General features: G+C 29.4%; 19 protein-coding genes. 13 read left to right on the top strand and 6 right to left on the bottom strand.

Annotation, left to right across the window (positions count from 1 at the left end; translation table 11 throughout):
- Positions 1–27 precede the first annotated feature (27 nt).
- Positions 28–1,923 carry a molecular chaperone DnaK gene (dnaK, locus tag H518_RS0103140; protein ID WP_028887717.1) on the bottom strand — a complete coding sequence of 632 codons (1,896 nt, stop codon included), beginning with the start codon at positions 1,921–1,923 and terminating at the stop codon, positions 28–30.
- A 130-nt stretch (positions 1,924–2,053) separates the two neighbouring features.
- The gene (locus H518_RS0103135; RefSeq protein WP_028887716.1) at positions 2,054–2,668 is read right to left on the bottom strand and encodes an NUDIX hydrolase; all 615 of its coding nucleotides are present in this window, start codon (positions 2,666–2,668) and stop codon (positions 2,054–2,056) included.
- A gap of 2 nt (positions 2,669–2,670) precedes the next feature.
- Between H518_RS0103135 and pyrE the strand changes: the two genes are divergently transcribed.
- Positions 2,671–3,312, top strand: a complete 642-nt coding sequence (gene pyrE, locus H518_RS0103130) for an orotate phosphoribosyltransferase (RefSeq protein WP_028887715.1) — start codon at positions 2,671–2,673, stop codon at positions 3,310–3,312.
- A gap of 15 nt (positions 3,313–3,327) precedes the next feature.
- Positions 3,328–3,717: an orotate phosphoribosyltransferase gene (locus tag H518_RS0103125; RefSeq protein ID WP_028887714.1), complete on the top strand. Its 390-nt coding sequence runs from the start codon at positions 3,328–3,330 to the stop codon at positions 3,715–3,717.
- Position 3,718: 1 nt separating this feature from the next.
- Here the strand turns inward: H518_RS0103125 and H518_RS0103120 are convergent, their stop codons facing one another.
- Positions 3,719–4,450, bottom strand: coding sequence for a biotin--[acetyl-CoA-carboxylase] ligase (locus H518_RS0103120; protein WP_028887713.1), 732 nt, complete (start codon positions 4,448–4,450; stop codon positions 3,719–3,721).
- 85 nt (positions 4,451–4,535) lie between these two features.
- On the opposite strand from H518_RS0103120, the gene rsfS reads away from it, so the two are divergent.
- The 6 genes from rsfS to H518_RS0103090 are packed head-to-tail and all read left to right on the top strand — an operon-like array spanning position 4,536 to position 9,184.
- Positions 4,536–4,904 carry a ribosome silencing factor gene (gene rsfS / locus H518_RS0103115; RefSeq protein ID WP_028887712.1) on the top strand — a complete coding sequence of 123 codons (369 nt, stop codon included), beginning with the start codon at positions 4,536–4,538 and terminating at the stop codon, positions 4,902–4,904.
- A 28-nt stretch (positions 4,905–4,932) separates the two neighbouring features.
- Complete coding sequence (gene ftsH / locus H518_RS19135) at positions 4,933–6,861, top strand: ATP-dependent zinc metalloprotease FtsH (RefSeq protein ID WP_043706423.1); 1,929 nt, start codon at positions 4,933–4,935, stop codon at positions 6,859–6,861.
- Between the two features lie 9 nt (positions 6,862–6,870).
- On the top strand, positions 6,871–7,461 hold the full coding sequence (locus H518_RS0103105) for an LUD domain-containing protein (protein ID WP_028887711.1): 591 nt from the start codon (positions 6,871–6,873) through the stop codon (positions 7,459–7,461).
- A gap of 3 nt (positions 7,462–7,464) precedes the next feature.
- Positions 7,465–8,259 (top strand): phosphatidate cytidylyltransferase, encoded by a 795-nt coding sequence (locus tag H518_RS0103100; RefSeq protein WP_028887710.1) that lies wholly within the window; start codon positions 7,465–7,467, stop codon positions 8,257–8,259.
- A gap of 29 nt (positions 8,260–8,288) precedes the next feature.
- Positions 8,289–8,546 (top strand): acyl-CoA-binding protein, encoded by a 258-nt coding sequence (locus H518_RS0103095; protein WP_028887709.1) that lies wholly within the window; start codon positions 8,289–8,291, stop codon positions 8,544–8,546.
- A gap of 5 nt (positions 8,547–8,551) precedes the next feature.
- Positions 8,552–9,184 (top strand): YceI family protein, encoded by a 633-nt coding sequence (locus H518_RS0103090; protein ID WP_028887708.1) that lies wholly within the window; start codon positions 8,552–8,554, stop codon positions 9,182–9,184.
- A gap of 226 nt (positions 9,185–9,410) precedes the next feature.
- On the opposite strand, the gene H518_RS0103085 is transcribed toward H518_RS0103090, so the two are convergent.
- From H518_RS0103085 to H518_RS0103075, 3 genes are all read right to left on the bottom strand, one after another.
- The gene (locus tag H518_RS0103085; RefSeq protein ID WP_028887707.1) at positions 9,411–9,782 is read right to left on the bottom strand and encodes a hypothetical protein; all 372 of its coding nucleotides are present in this window, start codon (positions 9,780–9,782) and stop codon (positions 9,411–9,413) included.
- 160 nt (positions 9,783–9,942) lie between these two features.
- Positions 9,943–10,743 (bottom strand): class I SAM-dependent methyltransferase, encoded by an 801-nt coding sequence (locus H518_RS0103080; RefSeq protein WP_028887706.1) that lies wholly within the window; start codon positions 10,741–10,743, stop codon positions 9,943–9,945.
- A 69-nt stretch (positions 10,744–10,812) separates the two neighbouring features.
- Complete coding sequence (locus tag H518_RS0103075) at positions 10,813–12,360, bottom strand: peptide MFS transporter (RefSeq protein ID WP_028887705.1); 1,548 nt, start codon at positions 12,358–12,360, stop codon at positions 10,813–10,815.
- Positions 12,361–12,549: 189 nt separating this feature from the next.
- On the opposite strand from H518_RS0103075, the gene H518_RS0103070 reads away from it, so the two are divergent.
- From H518_RS0103070 to H518_RS0103050, 5 genes are all read left to right on the top strand, one after another.
- Entirely contained in the window at positions 12,550–13,233 is a 684-nt protein-coding gene (locus tag H518_RS0103070) for a TetR/AcrR family transcriptional regulator (protein ID WP_028887704.1), read from the top strand.
- Positions 13,220–14,884, top strand: coding sequence for a peptidase domain-containing ABC transporter (locus tag H518_RS0103065; protein WP_205618003.1), 1,665 nt, complete (start codon positions 13,220–13,222; stop codon positions 14,882–14,884). The genes H518_RS0103070 and H518_RS0103065 overlap by 14 nt, the downstream gene beginning before the upstream one ends.
- A 13-nt stretch (positions 14,885–14,897) precedes the next feature.
- Entirely contained in the window at positions 14,898–16,253 is a 1,356-nt protein-coding gene (locus H518_RS0103060) for an HlyD family secretion protein (RefSeq protein WP_028887702.1), read from the top strand.
- The gene (locus H518_RS0103055; RefSeq protein WP_028887701.1) at positions 16,253–17,650 is read left to right on the top strand and encodes a TolC family protein; all 1,398 of its coding nucleotides are present in this window, start codon (positions 16,253–16,255) and stop codon (positions 17,648–17,650) included. The genes H518_RS0103060 and H518_RS0103055 overlap by 1 nt, the downstream gene beginning before the upstream one ends.
- Before the next feature lie 621 nt (positions 17,651–18,271).
- Positions 18,272–19,426, top strand: coding sequence for a N(5)-(carboxyethyl)ornithine synthase (locus tag H518_RS0103050; protein ID WP_028887700.1), 1,155 nt, complete (start codon positions 18,272–18,274; stop codon positions 19,424–19,426).
- The last annotated feature ends 45 nt before the right edge of the window (positions 19,427–19,471 follow it).

The raw sequence follows: 19,471 nt of genomic DNA, 5'->3' as shown, positions 1-19,471 counted from the left end.
GGATCTTAACATGTATAATTTAATGTATTACTTCACTTCTTCGAAATCTACATCTTCAACATTATCTTCTTGAGCGTTTGCTTCTGGTTGAGCTTGTTGTTGCGCTCCTGCATCAGCACCACCTTGCGCTGCATACATTTCTTCAGATGCTACTTTCCAAGCTTCATTAATCGTTGCCATAGCTGCATCAATCTGAGCTAAGTCTTTAGATTCGTGAGCAGCTTTTAATTCAACCAAAGCAGTTTCAATTGGAGCTTTTTTATCATCAGATAATTTCTCTCCAAATTCTTTTAATTGCTTTTCTGTTTGAAAAATCATAGAATCAGCTTCGTTGATTTTTTCTGCAGTTTCTTTTGCTTTTGCATCAGCATCAGCATTTGCTTCAGCTTCAGCTTTCATTTTCTCGATTTCTTCTTCTGATAAACCTGAAGAAGCTTCGATTTTAATATCTTGAGTTTTACCTGTAGCTTTATCAGATGCAGATACTTTAATGATTCCGTTTGCATCAATATCAAAAGTTACTTCAATTTGAGGAACTCCTCTTTGTGCTGGAGGAATATCTGTTAATTGAAAACGTCCAATTGTATTGTTATCTGCTGCCATTGCTCTTTCACCTTGTAAAACATGAATATCTACAGATGGTTGATTATCTACTGCTGTAGAAAATACTTGAGATTTTTTTGTTGGAATAGTAGTATTTGCATCGATTAACTTTGTAAATACGTTACCCATAGTTTCAATTCCTAAAGATAAAGGCGTAACGTCTAATAACAATACATCTTTAACATCTCCAGTTAAAACTCCTCCTTGAATTGCAGCTCCTAAAGAAACTACTTCATCAGGATTTACTCCTTTACTTGGTGATTTTTTAAAGAAATTCTCAACAGCTTCTTGAATTGCAGGAATACGAGTTGAACCACCTACTAATACGATTTCATCGATTTCATCAATCGTTAAATCAGCATTTTTTAATGCAGTAGCACAAGGCTCAATAGTTCTTTTAATTAAATCATCAATTAAAGCCTCAAATTTAGCTCTTGTTAATGTTCTAACTAAGTGCTTTGGTCCTGAAGCAGTAGCAGTAATATATGGTAAATTAATTTCAGATGAAGTTGTACTAGATAATTCAATCTTCGCTTTTTCAGCAGCTTCTTTTAAACGCTGTAAAGACATTGGATCTTTACGTAAATCCATCGCTTCTTCAGCTTGAAACTCTTCAGCTAACCAGTTAATGATTCTTTCATCTACATCATCTCCTCCTAAGTGAGTATCACCATCAGTAGCTAATACTTCAAATACACCGTCTCCTAATTCTAAGATAGAAACATCATGAGTTCCTCCTCCAAAATCAAAAACAACTATTTTTTTATCATCGTGAGATTTATCTAAACCATAAGCTAAAGCAGCTGCAGTTGGTTCGTTAATAATACGACGTACTTTTAATCCTGCAATTTCACCAGCTTCTTTTGTAGCTTGACGTTGTGCATCGTTAAAATATGCTGGTACAGTAATTACAGCTTCAGAAACATCTTGACCTAAATAGTCTTCAGCTGTTTTCTTCATTTTTTGTAATACCATTGCAGAAATTTCTTGAGGTGTATATAAACGACCATCAATATCTACACGTGGAGTATCATTATCTCCTTTTACAACACTATAAGGTACTCTTCCTGCTTCTTTTGAAGATTCAGAAAACTTGTTACCCATAAAACGTTTAATAGAATAAACTGTTTTTGTTGGGTTAGTTACTGCCTGACGCTTTGCTGGATCACCAACTTTACGCTCTCCTCCTTCTACGAATGCTACGATAGATGGTGTAGTTCTTTTCCCTTCAGCATTAGGAATAACAACTGGTTCATTTCCTTCCATTACAGAAACACATGAATTTGTGGTTCCTAAATCAATTCCTATAATTTTACTCATAATTAACTATTTTATCTTAATTTTTTGATTCAATTTTACGAGTAGTAATAGTCAAAGTGTGTGCCAACAAGTTTTTACTTTTATTTTGGCAGAAAACTTATTGTAATAGCATATATATAATGACATAGTGTCACAAATCAATGAAGTTTTCCTGAGTTTTAAAAACCATAATAATGTTATAAAACGTATTTCTCAAAGCTTTTCTTGTATCTTCAAGGTTTTTAAACATTACTTTGGTTATGCCTTCTTCAAGTTGTGGAGTTAATTCTTTATCACATGAAGAATGCATTAAATACCAATGTGTTTCTTTTAACCTATACTTTCCTTTATCAATAAAAAAATGATAAGTTTCTATAAGTTTTCTTTTAATAGTTAAACTCGATACACCACATTCTTCTTCAACTTCTCTAAGAGCAGTTTCTTCTAGCTCTTCACCCTTTTCTCTCTTCCCTTTAGGTAAATCCCATTTTTTACCTCTAAAAATAAACAAAAACTCTTTTTTATCATTTATAACAAGTCCACCAGCTGAAACAATAATTTTAAATTTATTTTTAAATCCTTCCCAATCTCTCACAATGTTAGTTGTATAAATATATACACCTTCTAGTTTATTTAATTTTAATTTATAAATAAGTTCACTCATTATTATATTTTTGTAAATAAAAACGACATAATCTTCTTCATTTTTTATAGAAGTTGTAAAGATTATTGGTTTATCATTAACAAAAACTTTATACATTTGCATTTATGGATTTTAACAAAGATACAGGAAAAAAAACTGCCGAACTTCTTCTGCAAATAAAAGCTATTAAACTAAGCCCTAACGAACCTTTCACATGGGCTTCTGGCTGGAAATCACCTATATACTGTGACAATAGAGTTACATTATCATATCCGCCAGTTAGAAATTTTTTAAAAGAAGAAATAGCTAAGTTAGTTGAACAAAAACATGGTAAACCTGATGTAATTGCAGGTGTTGCTACTGGCGCAATTGCTATTGGAATGTTAGTTGCTCAAGAATTAGGAGTTCCTTTCGTATATGTACGACCTGAACCTAAAAAACATGGTCGAAAAAACCAAATAGAAGGTCATTTAGAAAGCGGGCAAAATGTAGTGGTTATTGAAGATTTAATAAGCACAGGTAAGAGTAGTTTAAATGCAGTAAAAGCTTTAAAAGAAGCAAATGCAAATGTTAAAGGTATGATTGCTATATTTTCATATGGTTTTGAAATTGCTTCTGAAAATTTTAAAAATGATAATATAGAGCTTACTACATTAAGTAATTATGAATATTTACTTGAACAAGCTTTAGATAGCAAATACATTACCAACCAAGAATTAAATACTTTAAAAGACTGGAGAATGGCACCTAGTCAGTGGAAACAATAAAGAAAAACAAAGCAAATGAATATTGAAGGAAACAAAGTAGTTGTAAAAAAATCTACAGAAGAAGTTTTTAACTTTTTAATAAAATTAGATAACTTTGAACAATTAATGCCAGAAAATACTCAAAAATTTGAGGTAGATGGAGATAGTTTTATTTTTGGATTAAAAGGAATGCCAGAAATAAGATTAGTAATGAAAGAAAAAACTGCACATTCTAATGTTACATTAGGTGCAGCAAGCAGTAAATTACCTTTTACTTTATCTGCTGATATTTCTGAAATTTCTAAAGAAGAGAGTGAAGTTATTTTAAACTTTAATGGTGAGTTTAATGCAATGATGGCAATGATGGTTAAAAAACCTTTAACTAAGTTTATTGATACTTTAACTGAAAATATTGCAAAAATATAATTTAAACAAACGAAATTTCTTTAAGACCAAAATCTTTTACAGTTTCGTTATCTAATTCTATTTGAATATTTCCATTATCGGATATTCCAATAATTTTACCCATAAATAAAATGTTCTGATTGTTTTTAAACATACTCGGAACATTTTTTTTATATAAAACACTTAAGTACTCTCTTTCTAAAAGTGAATATTCTTTTGCTTTTAGTATTTTTATTTTTTCTTTAAAAATTTCTAAAAAGCTATTCATCAAAAAATCTAAATCTGTTTCTTTTTTTAAAATCATTTTTAATGAAGACGCATTCGGTAATTCATCAGAAAAATTATCCTGGTTAACATTAATACCAATACCTATAACTGAAGAAGTTATTTTATTAAGATTCAACGTGTTTTCAATTAAAATACCTACTATTTTTTTATTAACTGCCATAATGTCGTTAGGCCATTTAATAGCTAACCTAGGTATTTTCAAACATTTAATAGTCTCATAAACACTTAAAGAAACACAATAGTTTAAATACTTATAGTCTGTAATACTTAAATCAGAAAACCTACAAAAAACACTAAAAGTCAAACTCTTACCCGCCTCAGCGTCCCAATGAGCATCCATTTGTCCTCTCCCCGAAGTTTGTTTTCTTGCTACTACAACAGTAAAGTCATCTACAACTGTTTTTACTGCCATATTCTTCAAAAAAGAATTGGTTGAATCAATGGCATCAAGTTTGATTATTTTCATATAGATTTTGTGAGTAAAACAAGTGCCAATATTAAGCAATATACTCGCAAAAAAATAATAACTTTGCTAAAAATTATTTTTTTTGATGACAAAAAAACAAGCAAGCACAGATGATTTAATTTCTGTGATTATAAAAGGGATTGACGAGGTAAAAGGAGAAAACATCCAATTACTAGATTTAAGAGAGATTGAGAACACCGTTTGTGATTATTTTGTAATCTGTTCGGGTAATTCAAATACGCAAGTTAATGCTATTTCAGGATCTGTTCAAAAAATGGTTAGTAAAGAACTTAAGGATAAACCTTGGCATATTGAAGGACAAGGAAATTCTGAATGGGTTTTAATGGACTATGTAAATGTTGTTGTTCATATTTTCCAGAAACAAGTTCGTGATTATTATGATATTGAAAGTCTTTGGGGTGATGCTAAAATCACTGAAATTAACCCATCATAATTGCTAATAATTTAGACACATTAATTGTATGAGTGATAAGAAAAAAAACACACCAAAATTTACTTTTAATTCATTTTGGCTATATATACCTATAATAGTAGTACTATTAGGGTTAAGCTTTTTTAATTCAAGTAATTTAGGTTCTCGTAATATTACAGAAAACGAATTCTCTAAAATTTTACTAAAAAACGATATTAAAAAAATCGTTATTGAGAATAATAACCTTGCTCAAATTTTCTTAAAGAGTGAGGCTGAGAAAAAAGAAGAGCATAAAAAATTAACAGATTCTCCTTTTTACAGAAAAGGATCACCTTTATACACATATAATTTTGGTGATTTACAAAATTTCGAAAATGAAATTAAAAAAGAAAGAACTGATAATAATCTTGATTTTGACATAAATAATGTAGAGCCAACAAGTTTAATGAAAACATTGTTTGACTTTCTTCCTTTTATCTTACTAATAGGTATTTGGCTTTTCTTTATGAAAAGAATGTCTGGTGGTGGATCTGGAGCTGGCGGTGGTGGTCAAATTTTTAATATCGGTAAATCTAAAGCTAAGCTTTTTGATCAAGATACAAAAGTTAAAACAACATTTAAAGATGTAGCTGGTTTAGAAGGTGCTAAAGAAGAAATTCAAGAAATTGTTGACTTCTTAAAAACACCTGAAAAATACACTAAACTTGGTGGTAAAATACCTAAAGGAGCTTTACTAGTAGGACCTCCTGGAACAGGTAAAACCTTATTAGCAAAAGCTGTTGCTGGTGAAGCAGGAGTTCCTTTCTTCTCTTTATCTGGTTCTGATTTTGTAGAAATGTTTGTTGGTGTAGGTGCATCTCGTGTTAGAGATTTATTTAAACAAGCTCAACAAAAGTCTCCTTCAATTATATTTATTGATGAAATTGATGCAATTGGTCGTGCAAGAGGTAAAAATAGTATGACTGGGGGTAACGATGAGCGTGAAAACACGTTAAATCAACTTTTAACAGAAATGGATGGTTTTGGAACTGATACAAATGTTATTGTATTAGCTGCAACAAACCGTGCTGATGTATTAGATAAAGCTTTAATGCGTGCTGGTCGTTTTGATCGTCAAATTTATGTTGACTTACCAGATTTACATGAACGTAGAGAAATTTTTGAAGTACATATAAAACCTTTAAAATTAGCTGAAAACGCTAATTTAGAATTATTAGCACAACAAACTCCTGGTTTTTCTGGAGCTGACATTGCTAATTTATGTAACGAAGCTGCTTTAATTGCCGCGAGAAACAATAAAGAAGCTATTGAGCATCAAGATTTCTTAGATGCTGTAGATAGAATTGTTGGTGGTTTAGAAAAGAAAAATAAAGTAATTACACCAAAAGAAAAGAAAGTTATTGCTTTTCATGAAGCTGGTCATGCTACTGTTAGTTGGATGTTAGAACATGCAGCTCCTTTAGTTAAGGTAACAATTGTTCCTCGTGGTCAATCATTAGGTGCAGCTTGGTACCTTCCTGAAGAAAGAAAAATTATTCAAACCGAACAAATGCTTGATGAAATGTGTGCTACTATGGGTGGTAGAGCTGCGGAAAAGTTGATGTTTAATAAAATTTCTACAGGTGCTTTAAGTGACTTAGAAAAAGTTACGAAACAAGCCAGAGCAATGGTTACTGTTTATGGTTTAAACGATAAAGTAGGTAATGTTACTTATTATGATTCATCAGGAAATGATTCTTTTGTAAAGCCATATAGTGATGATACTGCTAAAACTATTGATGAAGAAATCTCTAAAATGATTGAAAATCAATACCAAAGAGCTATTGAACTTTTAAGTGAACATAAAGATAAACTTAGCCAACTTGCAGAGTTATTACTTGAAAAGGAAGTTATGTTTAAAGATGACTTAGTGAAAGTGTTTGGAGAAAGACCTTTTGATAAAAAAGAAGAAAAAACAAATACTGTAACTGAAGAATAGTTTATTTGAATGAATATTTTCAAGAAAATATATAAATCATACAAAAAATCATCTACAGAAAGACAAATTAACGAACAAGAAGTTAATTTGTCTTTAGATGATTCTTTTGTCCATAATTTCATCAGTAAAGGAGGTCGATTTTTATACTGTACATCTATAAATGAAGTAGCGAGTAATTTAAAAGAAATTTTAAAAGAAAACAACTGGAACAAAATTACTTGTTCTGATTTCGATTTACTAAAGATTACAGATAAACTAGATATTAATATTCAAAAAAAAACTTCTGAAAACACCCCTTATTTCACTTCTTGTGAGCATTTAATTGCTAACAAAGGAGATATTTTGTTTTCTTCTAATCAAATTGGAAGCGATAAACTATCCTCTCTTTCAAAACATTTTGTGGTATATGCTACTACAAGCCAGTTGGTGAAAAATATGGGAGAAGGATTAACGGGTATTAAAACAAACTTTCAAGGTAATATACCTACAAATATTAGCTCTATAACTAATTATAAAATTGACGTTGACGATGATAGTTTTTTAACTTACGGTAACAGTAATTCAAAAAACTTATATTTGCTACTCTTTGAAGATTTATAAACTATGCGCAACCTTATAACAAGAAGTATTTCTGGACTTGTTTATGCTATAATTTTTATTTCTGCTATTCTTTTTTCTGCAGAATCCTACATCGGCTTAATTAGTGTTTTTTCCGCTATATGTGTTTTTGAATTTTCAAGAATGCTAAAACTAAAAAACATTATTCCATATTTAATTTTAGCAGGTATTATCATTTTATGTATTATCACAGTACCCTCTTCTGTAGATAGTTTCCTTATTGGTTTTTCTTTTGTTGGTTTACTAGTACTACTTTATTACCTAATAAGTACAAAACCAATAAAAACGGCTACTATTACTCAAAAAATAACTTTACATATTACCTACCTAATTTTGCCTTTTTATTTTTTAATAAAATTGCCTTTTATTGAAAACGATTACAATCCTAATATAATTATTTTTATAATTTTAATGATTTGGACAAATGATAGTTTTGCTTTCTTAGTAGGAAAAAATTTTGGGAAACATAAATTATTTGAATCTGTATCTCCTAAAAAAACGATTGAAGGTTTTATTGGAGGATTATTATTCGCAGTTATTGCTGGCTTTATCATTGGAAAATACTCTACTTATTTTTCTATTTCAAATTGGATAATCATTGCTGTTATTGTAGCTATTTTTGGGTCTTTGGGTGATTTAGTAGAATCTAAATTTAAAAGACAAGCAAAAGTTAAAGATAGTGGCACAATAATGCCTGGACATGGAGGTTTATTAGATAGGCTAGACAGTTTGTTTTTCCTAGCTCCCTTCGTATATTTGTATATACACTATATAATGTAAAAATATAATTATATACCTTATTAGTATTTATGGTAAATGATTTAGACATACAATTTCAAAAAGCATACAAGGAGGCCTCTAAACTAAAAGAAAGGCTTCCTCCTGATGTTATGCTTAAATTATATGCTTATTACAAACAAGCTGTTAAAGGAGATCATTTTTCCTTTAACACAAATAATGGCTTAAGAAATGCTTTTAAATTTAATGCTTGGATGCAATTAAAAGGAATGAGCGAAGACCAAGCAAAACAAGAATACATCAACTTAGTCAATTCAATTATAAAATAACTATCATGAAAAAAATCATTCGTTTAGCTGCAATTTTTATTGCAATTAGTAGTATTGTTTCTTGTAAATCAGAAGCAAAAAAAGAAACACCTGTTAAAAAAGAAGCAATAAAAGTTGAAAAGAAAACTGCTTTTGTATTACAGGATGCCGATAATAAAATAAACTGGACTGCATATAAGACAACTGAAAAACTACCTGTTAACGGACAATTTCAAAAAGTAACTATTACTTCTAATGGAGAAGGTAACACCCTTAAAGAAGCTATTAATAATGCTGAATTCTCTATTCCAGTAAGTAGTGTTTTTACTAAAGATACAAGTAGAGATTTTAAGATTAAAAAGTTCTTCTTTGGTATTATGGATAAAACAGAATTACTTTCTGGTAAATTAGTTTTAGAAAATGATTCTATTGGATTTTCTGATATTACCATGAATGGAGTTACAAAGAAACTTCCTTTTAAATATACTATAAGCGGAAAGGTTTTTAATTTAACAGGAAGCCTAAAGATTACAGATTGGAATGCACAAAAAGCTTTAACATCTTTAAATGAAGCTTGTAAAGATTTACATAAAGGAGCTGATGGTGTTTCTAAAACTTGGGATGAGGTAGCAATAAACATCACTTCAACGTTTAAATAACAGTAAACTTATCAAAATAATAAAACCATAGGAGCTTTCCTATGGTTTTTTATTTTGGTAGTAATATTAAACTTCAAATATTATGGTTTCTATTTTTTCTAAACTAATATGAATTCAATATACAATTGACCCTATTCGCAAAAATATTGAGGTAATTTACCTCTTTAAAGTATTAGCAAAAGATAAAATCTACAACTTATAAAGAACATAAAATTAATAGACCTACTTATGCTTGATCATTAACAGCTACCTCAAAAATAAATTTACAATATAGATAATATGCAATATAAATAATTGTTGTTTTTAATAGCCCGGATGAAAATATTAATAAAAACACGGATAAAATTATTATACAAATTATAAGACTAAGCTTATCCTTTATTTTCCTATTTACATTAAATATTCCCAAAAGTTCTTGAACGAAAGCTTTAATAAGCACAGGAGGCATAAGCATTAGAAAAGCAGTAAAAGTAAAAGAGTTTGATAATTCTACTAATACAAAAAACATTACAAAGGCAGTTACTAAAAAAAGCGGTATAATCAAGAAAATACTTATTCTTTTACCAAATACAGTGGTGTATAGACTATCGTTTTTCATTTATTTTTTTTTGTAAATGTAATAAAATAAACTTTCCTTATTTGGTCTTTTAAACAACATAACAACTCGCTAACTTCAAATACCTAACTTATTGCATTATCAATACCGTACAAAAATTACAAATATCTTTTTCATATAACAAAACCATAAGATCTCTATCTTATGGTTTTGTTGCTTTAAGTGTATAAATTAAAGGATAAAGTTTATCTTTTGTTGCAAACATTCCGTTCTCTTCTTCTTCTAAATCTGGTAATACATTGTATGGACACTCGTCATATTCTCTTAAAAATTCAATCTGTAAACCTTCAGAAACTAGAGCAGTAACCACATCACCCAAACCATGATTCCAACCATATTCTTTGGTTAGCATTTCATCATTAATATCAGCATAAGTTCCTGAATACTCTTCGTAAATAACTTCTTTTTGATTGTATTTATAACGCATCACGGTTTTGTTATCTTGATAATCGAACATCCATACAATCGGATGAAATTCTGCCATAAAAAAGGTTCCTCCAGTTTTCAAACTAGCTGTAATTACTTTTGCCCAAGGTTTTAAATCAGGCAGCCAACCAATAACACCATAACTTGTATATACAATATCAAAAGTTTCTAATACATATTTATTGGTATCATATACATTACAACATATAAATTTTGCGTCTAAACTTAATTCTTTATTTAACGCTTTTGCCAATTTAATTCCTTCATCAGACAAATCTATCCCGGTGCACTTAGCTCCCATCCTTGATAAACTTAACGTGTCTTGCCCAAAATGACATTGCAAATGCAATAATGATTTACCAGAAACATCACCTAAGGCATCTAACTCATATTTATTTAATGAACTCTTACCTTTTTTGAATACATCTAAATCATACATATCACTTTTAGCATGTACCGCAACCTTTTTATTCCAAGTTTCTTTATTAATTACAAAATATTGTTCGTTATTTTCCATAATACCAAGATATTAAAAATGCTTAGATTATCATATTCCTTATTTTTTACACTACTAAAGCATTTAAAATTAATGAATTTCACCCATCATATTTTTTATTGGATTTGAGAATAACACAACTAAAACTCCAATGAATGAAGCAATTAGACCTAAATTAGCATATACCGAAACGTAAGAATACAGCTGCTGAAAAACGATTCCTTTTTCTAAAACGATGGTATTTGATAGCCCAGTTACAAACTGTGCAATCTCTCCAAAAAAGCCTGCTGAAAAAACGCCCAAATCTCCTTCTGATACAGTTGTTAATTTTGCTATTTTACCTGCAAAATAATGTCCATAAAAATTAGCAGAAAACCAAACTCCCATTATAAAAGCCACATATTTCATGGGTGATAGTTCTGTCATTTTAGACAATCCTATTGGAGATAAAAATAATTCTCCAATAGTTAACACTAAATAACCTACAATAAGATATAGCATTGGTGTTTTTGCAAACTCATCTACTTGGTTTGCTGACATTCCGAAAATAACAAATCCTAAACCTAAGAATAACAACCCTAATCCGAATTTAATTACTGAATTTGGATTTCTATTTATTTTATTTAAAAATGTCCATAGCATAGAAAACGGAATTGCTAACAGAATTATAAACCCCGAGTTAATACTATTGGTTCCTGCGGCATTCATACCTATTAAGTTTACATTCCTATCGGCAAAAAGAGTTAAAGAACTTCCTGCTTGTTCGAAAATAGCCGAAAACAATGTGTATAAAACCGTAAAATAAACAGCAACTAATAAACGTTGCTTTTCTGATTTGCTTACCTGCTTTAAAATATATGCTATATAGCCTATTAAAAACATAGAAACTACCCAAACTAGATAATGTTCAAACTGATGAAAGCGTACAATCAATGCAAAAATTGGTACCGATAAGAAAGCTCCTATAATAATAGCCGTACCCTTTTTAATTCCAAAAATTGTTTCGTTATATAATATTGAATTTGTGATTAAACCTTTATCCTCAAAAGTATTGTTTTTAAGACCTCTTTGAAAAACTAATAAACCTAACAACATACCAATACCTGCTAACACAAAACCATAATGCCAACCATAAACTTCAGCAAACCATGCACAAGCTAATGGAGCAACTGCCCCACCAATATTTATTCCCATATAAAAAACAGTAAAGCCTGCATCTCTACGAACATCTCCTTGTTTATATAAATTACCTACAAAAGAAGAAATATTTGGTTTAAAAAAACCATTACCTACAATAATTAAAGCTAGGGAACCATAGAAAAATATTGGCTGTTCAAAGGTTAGTAAAAAATGACCTAATGACATTAATATTCCACCTAATAAAATTGCTTTTCTGAACCCTAAAATTTTATCAGCAAGAATACCTCCAATCATTGGAGTTACATATACTAAAGACATATAGGCTGCGTAAACACCAAATGACATCTCATCAGAATACAATAAATGCTTTGTCATGTATAAAACAAGTAACGCACGCATTCCGTAAAAAGAGAATCGTTCCCATAGTTCTGCAAAAAATAAATAAAGTAATCCTTTAGGATGCCCTAAAAAGTCCCCCGTTGATGTATGTGTTTTCATAATATTATTTTATTTACACAAATCTAATTTCACATACCTTTTATATGAAGCGTTGTAGTAAAATGTATAAAAAAATAAGTGTTTGTGAGTTTTTGTAATCCCTAAAAAAACTAATTTATTATTAAATTAACACATTTACTTTCTTTATTAATAGTAATACTATTACATTTGCACATATAATATTTATTTATGAAAAATTTTTTATCAAATATTAAGATTGAAATTCCTTCTGGCATCTATCTCAAAGACCCTGAAACTTCAGATTTAGGTAAAAGAATTGTAGAAAACAGTATTAAATTAATTGAAATTATTGGGTTTGAAAGCTTCAATTTTAAAAAACTTGGTAAATTAATAGGCTCTAACGAAAGTTCGGTTTACAGGTATTTTGAAAGCAAACATAAATTACTAATTTATTTAACCTCTTGGTATTGGGGGTGGATACAATATCAATTAGTTATAGAAACATATAGCATTCATGATGCTAAAGAAAAATTAACAAAAGCCATTCAAATAGTAACGAAAACAACCGAGCAAGACAGTAATTTCTCACATATTAATGAGATTTTATTAAACTTAATTGTAATTAATGAAAATTCTAAATCGTATTCTACAAAAGAAGTAGATACCGAAAATAAAGATGGTTTTTTTAAATTATATAAAGAAGTAGTAAAGCGTTTAGCCGACATTATATCTAATTATAATAATACCTACCAACACCCTCTTACATTAGCGAGTACTATTATTGAAGGAGCATTGCACCAGCAATTTATTAAACAACATTTTAAATCATTAACTAATTGTAATGATTCGATATCTCCAACATCATTTTTTCTTGATTTAACTTTAAATAGTCTTGCAAATGACAAAAAATAATACATTAACACCTTGGCAACGTTTTCTTGGTCTTTTAAGTCTTGAAAAGAAAGATGTTTTACAAATATCTTATTATGCAATTTTTGAAGGTATCGTTGCCCTATCGCTGCCATTAGGTATTCAAGCAATTATAAATTTGCTACAAGGAGCTGAAATTTCAGCCTCATGGATTGTTCTGGTTATATTGGTTACCGCTGGTGTTGCCTTTAGCGGGGTTTTAAAACTAATGCAAATAAGAATTATTGAAACGATACAGCAACGTATTTTTACAAAAGCTTCTTTAGAGCTTAGTTATCGTTTTCCTAAAATAAAAATGAGCGAATTAAGAAACTATTATCCGCCTGAACTAGCAAATAGATTTTTTGATACACTAACTATTCAAAAAGGAATTTCTAAAATATTAATAGATGTTCCTTCTGCATTGTTACAAATTATTTTTGCTTTGTTATTACTTTCTTTTTACCATCCTTTTTTCATCTTATTTGGGGTTTTACTATTAGTTTTAATTTTTGTAGTATTTAAATACACTGCCAAGATTGGTTTAGAAACAAGTTTAAAAGAATCTAAAAACAAATACAAAGTAGCTCACTGGTTACAAGAAATTGCTAGAACAATTATTAGTTTTAAATTGTCTGGTAAAACAAAACTAGCAGTAGATAAAAGTGATATTCTTGTAAATGATTATTTAGATTCAAGAGAAAATCATTTTAAAATTTTAATTATTCAGTACATTCAAATGATTAGTTTTAAAGTAATTATTACTGCAGGGCTGTTATTAATGGGTGGGTTTTTAGTTTTAAACCAAAAAATGAACATTGGTCAATTTGTTGCTGCTGAAATAATTATACTGTTAGTAATCGCTTCTGTTGAAAAATTAATTTTAGGTTTAGAGTCTTTTTACGATGTACTTACATCTATTGAAAAGCTAGGTCAGGTTATTGACAAACCAATTGAAAATCAAAAAGGGAATAACATTAACATAACAAACTCGTTTAAAGTTGAACTTCAAAACGTTTCTTATTATGTTAGTAATAGAAACAACCCCATTTTAAGTGATATTTCTTTTGAGATAGCGGCAAAAGATAGAATTTTAATTCAAGGAGAAAGTGGTTCTGGAAAATCTAGCTTAGCTCAATTAATATCTGGTCTGGTAGAACCAACTTCTGGTGGAATTTTTATAAATGACTTATCTTTAAGTAGCTTATATCTTAATAATTACAGAGCTAATTTGGGGTTGTCTTTATCAGAAGAAACTCCTTTTAAAGGTACTATAAGAGAAAATGTAACTTTTGGAGATACCACTATTACAGATGATGATATTTATCAAATTTTTAATACTGTTGGTTTAACCGAATTCTTAAAACATCAACCTAATGGTTTAGATACTTATTTAAAACCTGAAGGAAAACATATTGGCTACACTATTTCTAAAAAAATAATTTTAGCTAGGGCTATTATAAGAAAGCCAAAATTATTAATACTAGAAGACCCTCTTGATCAATTAGATAAAAAAGAGGCTAAGAGTATTATCGATTTTATTACAAAGCCTTCACAACCTTGGAGCTTAATTATTATTAGTAGTAATGATAATTGGAAAGAGAAATGCAACAAACAAATTACGCTTAAGAAAGGAGCAATTGTTAACTTATAATTCATAGAAATAAATGTTAAACATATCTAACAATACCATTTCTGATCAAGTCAATTTATCAACTTTTAAATCAGGTGATAGAATTTTTAAAAAAGCACATCATAAATTATTTAAAAAATTTTTACTTTTCTTTTTATTAATGGTTATCGTTACCATGTTTTTACCGTGGACTCAAAATGTAACTAGCACAGGTAACGTAACTACGTTAAAACCAAACCAACGTCCTCAAACTATACAATCTCAAATACCTGGTCGTATTGAAGAGTGGTTTATTAAAGAAGGTGATTTTGTAAAAAAAGGTGATACTATATTAAGAATTTCAGAAATAAAAAGTAATTATTTCGATACAAAACTAGCTGAAAGAACAGCGAATCAAATTGACTCGAAAAGTCTTTCTGAAAAATCTTATGGTAATAAAATAAATGCTTTAAAAAGGCAAATTATCGCTATAGGAAATGAACAAAGTTTAAAATCACAACAAGCAAAAAATAAATTACAACAAGCATACCTAAAAGTTAAAAGTGATAGTATTGATTTAGAGACTATTATTATAAAAAAAGATATAGCAAAAACTCAATACGACAGAACTTATACTTTACAACAAGAAGGATTAAAGGCAGTAAAACATGTTGAGGAAAAGAAAGCAAAACTTCAAGAACTTTCTGCTAAAGTAATTTCTCAAAGAAACAAACTTTTAACCTCTAAGAACAACATTATTAACGCTAAACTAACTATTTCTAGCATTAAAGCTTCTTATATTGATAAATTATCTAAAGCGCAAAGTACGTTGCATTCAGCAGAATCTGGTGCTTATGAAACAGCAATACAAGTATCTAAGTTAGAAACAAATTTGGCTAATTATAACAAAAGAAGTTCTTTATTATACATTACAGCCCCACAAGATGGCTATATAAATAAAGCTATAAAGGCTGGTATTGGAGAAACCTTTAAGGAGGGGGAGCAATTAATAAATATAATGCCTGCTGTATATGATTTAGCAGTTGAAATGTTTATAAGACCTATTGATTTACCACTTATACATGTTAACGAAAAAGTTCGTGTTCAATTTGATGGTTGGCCTGCTATAATCTTTAGTGGTTGGCCCAATATGTCTACAGGTACTTATGAAGCTAAAATTATTGCTATCGAAAATTTCATTAGCAATAATGGCAAATATAGAGTTCTAATAGCTCCTAATAACGTAAATCAACCTTGGCCAGAAGCAATTAGAGTAGGTTCTGGAGCAAAAACAATTGCTTTATTAGAAAATGTACCTATTTGGTATGAGTTATGGAGACAAATTAATAGTTTTCCTCCTAATTTTTACCAACCTAAAACAAAAGAAACTAAATCAAAGAAAAAGAAATAATGAAAAAAATACCTTTTTTATATCTACTCATAAGTTTTGCTTCTTTTTCTCAAAATAAACAAACAAACATACTTTCGTTAGAAGAGAGTTTAGGATATGTAAAAAAATACCACCCTGTTATAAAACAGGCTAAACTTATTACCAACACCAACGAAGCAAAATTAATGAAAGCGCGTGGTGCTTTTGATCCTAAAATTGAAGTTGATTACAATAGAAAAGAGTTTAAAAACACTGATTATTATAAAAAATTAATCTCAACTTTTAAGATTCCTACTTGGTATGGTATTGAATTAAAAGCTAGTTACGAGAATAACTCAGGTCAATATTTAAACCCACAGTTTAAAACCCCTAAAAATGGTTTATACAATGTAGGTGTTTCTATTCCGTTAGCAAGAAATTTATTTATTAATAAAAGAATGGCTACGTTAAAACAGGCTAAATTATACACTAAACAAGGTGAGTTAGAACAACAATTACTTGTAAATACTGTTTTATTTAATGCAATTTCTTCTTACTTAAACTGGATTCAATATTACCAACAATATGCAGTTTATAAAAATTACTATACGAATGCAGCTATTCGGTTAAAAAATGTTGTTAAAAATTTTAAAGCTGGTGACAAAGCTGCTGTAGATACATTAGAAGCAAGTATAAATTTAAAAAACAGAAAATTAGATTTAGAAAAAGCTTTCATTAAACAGGTAAAATCAAAATTAGAATTTTCTAACTATTTGTGGATTAATAATAACATACCTATGGAATTAAAAGACGAAATGATTCCAGATACAAGTACTTTCTCTAAAATTGACTCAATATTAAAAACGTCTACAAATCATATCGTTCAAAGTAATTTCGATAAGCACCCTAAATTAAAATTACTCGAATTAAAGAAGAAAAATTTACAAATAAACAAACGACTAAAAGTTAATAATTTATTACCAAAAATAGATTTTCAACACAATTTCTTGGCTTCAAAAGTTAATAATCTAGATGCTTTTAATGTTGCTAATTATAAAAATTCTTTACAGGTTAGTGTTCCGTTATTTCTAAGAAAATCTAGAGGAGATTTAAAACTTGCTAAACTAAAGTTACAAGATTTAGACTTTGAAATCAATGCCACAAAAATAGTTTTACAAAATAAAATTAATGCTACTAAGCAAGAAATCACTTCGTACCAAAAACAAAATACTATTTTAAAAAACTTAGTAAGTGATTATAAAATAATTGTTAAAAGTGAAGAGCGAAAATTTTATCTAGGAGAAAGTTCGTTGTTCTTAATTAATTACAGAGAGGTTAAATTAATTGAAAGTAATTTAAAAGAGATAAAAAGCCAATATGAGTATGCAAAAACAAAAAGTAAGCTTGTTCAGTTACTAGGAAAGCTAAATAACTTATAACAGTTTCTTAAATCCACCTAACAACGCTTTATCTAACTTCACAAAGTCTCCCGACTCTGAGTTATTATTATTTTATACTACTTTTCTTAGGGTCTTTTACTGTTTCTTTCCACTCCTCATTGTTGACCGAACAGAACGCTTTTCGCTAAGTTAGGAGGCTTTACGAAGTGGAGTTTAAATATTATTTATTTCTCTTCATTAACACTTACTCACAAACGATACTAGTTAAAAACTAGCACTAGCAATTACGTGACATACTAGCGATATTAAGGGCAGAAAATCCGCAAATTTTCGTATCGCCACAAGCCATAAGCTTTTTGTTTTGTTTTTAATTTAAACTTAGTTACATCAAAACCCTCCAAATGAATATACCTTATAAACTGATGAGTATTACTTTGAAAACGTAGTGCCATTGCGTTTTAATAAAGTACCTTTACGAAGTATTATTTATCACTTCGCGTCACTTCTGCGAATAGCTGGCTTCTTCTTAAGCCCTTAATTTGATCAATGAAACTCTAGTAGCAACTTAATGCCTTATTACTGGAAATTAACTATTTAATAGTAATTTAATCTAACGCTTTGCTAATTTCATTAGTCTGCAACTTGTTTCAAATCAAAAAAATGGCTTTATTAAAAATGGGGGTTATTGGAACCTCTAAAAAAGAAGATGAAAGACGCGTACCTATTCATCCAGAACACCTAAACAGACTTCCAGAACATATTCGTAGACAGCTTATTTTTGAGAAAGGTTATGGAGCTCCTTTTAATATAGAAGATAAAGTGATTAGTGAATTAACGGGAGGTATAGCAACACGGAGTGAAATATTATCTGATATTGGTTCTGTTATTATTGCTAAACCGATTTTATCCGATTTAGAAGAGTTGAAAGAAGGTGGCATTATTTGGGGGTATCCGCATTGTGCTCAACAGATGCAAATTACGCAAACAGCAATAGATAAAAAATTGACTTTAATTGCTTTTGAAGATATGTATACTTGGAGAGAAAATGGGCAAATGGGTAGACATACCTTTTATAAGAATAATGAAATGGCGGGTTATAGCGCTGTGATACATGCACTTCAATTAAAAGGAATAGATGGTCATTATGGAAATCAAAGAAAAGTCTTAGTCTTTAGTTTCGGTGCAGTAAGTAAAGGAGCTATTTATGCGTTAAAAGCACATGGGTTTAGAGATATTACTATTTGTATTCAAAGATCAAATCATGAGGTTGTAGAAGAGATATTAGATGTACATTATATGACACTTAGAAAAGGGAATAAAGATGAACCTAGGCTCGTTGTTGTTGAACATAATGGTTATGAAAGACCATTATCAGATTTAATAAATGAATCTGAAATAATTATTAATGGAACATATCAGAATACCGATAACCCAATTAACTACGTAAACAAAGAAGAAAAATCGATACTTAAACCAGACACATTAATTATTGATGTGAGTTGTGATGAAGGTATGGGGTTTTACTTTGCAAAACCTACAACTTTTAAAACCCCGATTATAGCAATTGATAAAATTGATTATTATGCAGTAGATCATACACCAAGTTATTTTTGGGAAAGCGCTTCCAGATCTATTTCTGCAGCACTACTAGTTCATCTTCCTTCTGTAATATTCGGTCGTGAAAGCTGGGGTAAAAATAAAACAATTAAAAATGCTATAAATGTGGATAAAGGTGTGGTAGTAAAAGATACAATTCTTCGATTTCAAAACCGAAATGTGAATTATCCACATGACGTTAATCAGCTAGTGAATTAAAAAAAATTATTTTTATTATTAATAAACTAGCATGAGTTTCAAGAG

The sequence above is a fragment of the Tenacibaculum ovolyticum DSM 18103 genome (assembly GCF_000430545.1).
Lineage (GTDB): Bacteria > Bacteroidota > Bacteroidia > Flavobacteriales > Flavobacteriaceae > Polaribacter > Polaribacter ovolyticus.
The sequence above is the reverse complement of the archived record's forward strand: the minus strand, read 5'-3'. Positions and strand labels throughout refer to the sequence as shown.

What these genes read in the sequence shown, in the direction of transcription:
- H518_RS0103080 (WP_028887706.1), bottom strand. Translation starts at nt 10,743, where the DNA reads ATGGAAAATAACGAACAATATTTTGTAATTAATAAAGAAACTTGGAAT.
- H518_RS0103135 (WP_028887716.1), bottom strand. Translation starts at nt 2,668, where the DNA reads ATGCAAATGTATAAAGTTTTTGTTAATGATAAACCAATAATCTTTACA.
- H518_RS0103065 (WP_205618003.1), top strand. Translation starts at nt 13,220, where the DNA reads ATGACAAAAAATAATACATTAACACCTTGGCAACGTTTTCTTGGTCTT.
- H518_RS0103105 (WP_028887711.1), top strand. Translation starts at nt 6,871, where the DNA reads ATGAATATTTTCAAGAAAATATATAAATCATACAAAAAATCATCTACA.
- pyrE (WP_028887715.1), top strand. Translation starts at nt 2,671, where the DNA reads ATGGATTTTAACAAAGATACAGGAAAAAAAACTGCCGAACTTCTTCTG.
- rsfS (WP_028887712.1), top strand. Translation starts at nt 4,536, where the DNA reads ATGACAAAAAAACAAGCAAGCACAGATGATTTAATTTCTGTGATTATA.
- H518_RS0103085 (WP_028887707.1), bottom strand. Translation starts at nt 9,782, where the DNA reads ATGAAAAACGATAGTCTATACACCACTGTATTTGGTAAAAGAATAAGT.
- H518_RS0103050 (WP_028887700.1), top strand. Translation starts at nt 18,272, where the DNA reads ATGGCTTTATTAAAAATGGGGGTTATTGGAACCTCTAAAAAAGAAGAT.
- H518_RS0103060 (WP_028887702.1), top strand. Translation starts at nt 14,898, where the DNA reads ATGTTAAACATATCTAACAATACCATTTCTGATCAAGTCAATTTATCA.
- H518_RS0103055 (WP_028887701.1), top strand. Translation starts at nt 16,253, where the DNA reads ATGAAAAAAATACCTTTTTTATATCTACTCATAAGTTTTGCTTCTTTT.
- H518_RS0103090 (WP_028887708.1), top strand. Translation starts at nt 8,552, where the DNA reads ATGAAAAAAATCATTCGTTTAGCTGCAATTTTTATTGCAATTAGTAGT.
- H518_RS0103075 (WP_028887705.1), bottom strand. Translation starts at nt 12,360, where the DNA reads ATGAAAACACATACATCAACGGGGGACTTTTTAGGGCATCCTAAAGGA.
- dnaK (WP_028887717.1), bottom strand. Translation starts at nt 1,923, where the DNA reads ATGAGTAAAATTATAGGAATTGATTTAGGAACCACAAATTCATGTGTT.
- ftsH (WP_043706423.1), top strand. Translation starts at nt 4,933, where the DNA reads ATGAGTGATAAGAAAAAAAACACACCAAAATTTACTTTTAATTCATTT.
- H518_RS0103070 (WP_028887704.1), top strand. Translation starts at nt 12,550, where the DNA reads ATGAAAAATTTTTTATCAAATATTAAGATTGAAATTCCTTCTGGCATC.
- H518_RS0103100 (WP_028887710.1), top strand. Translation starts at nt 7,465, where the DNA reads ATGCGCAACCTTATAACAAGAAGTATTTCTGGACTTGTTTATGCTATA.
- H518_RS0103095 (WP_028887709.1), top strand. Translation starts at nt 8,289, where the DNA reads ATGGTAAATGATTTAGACATACAATTTCAAAAAGCATACAAGGAGGCC.
- H518_RS0103120 (WP_028887713.1), bottom strand. Translation starts at nt 4,450, where the DNA reads ATGAAAATAATCAAACTTGATGCCATTGATTCAACCAATTCTTTTTTG.
- H518_RS0103125 (WP_028887714.1), top strand. Translation starts at nt 3,328, where the DNA reads ATGAATATTGAAGGAAACAAAGTAGTTGTAAAAAAATCTACAGAAGAA.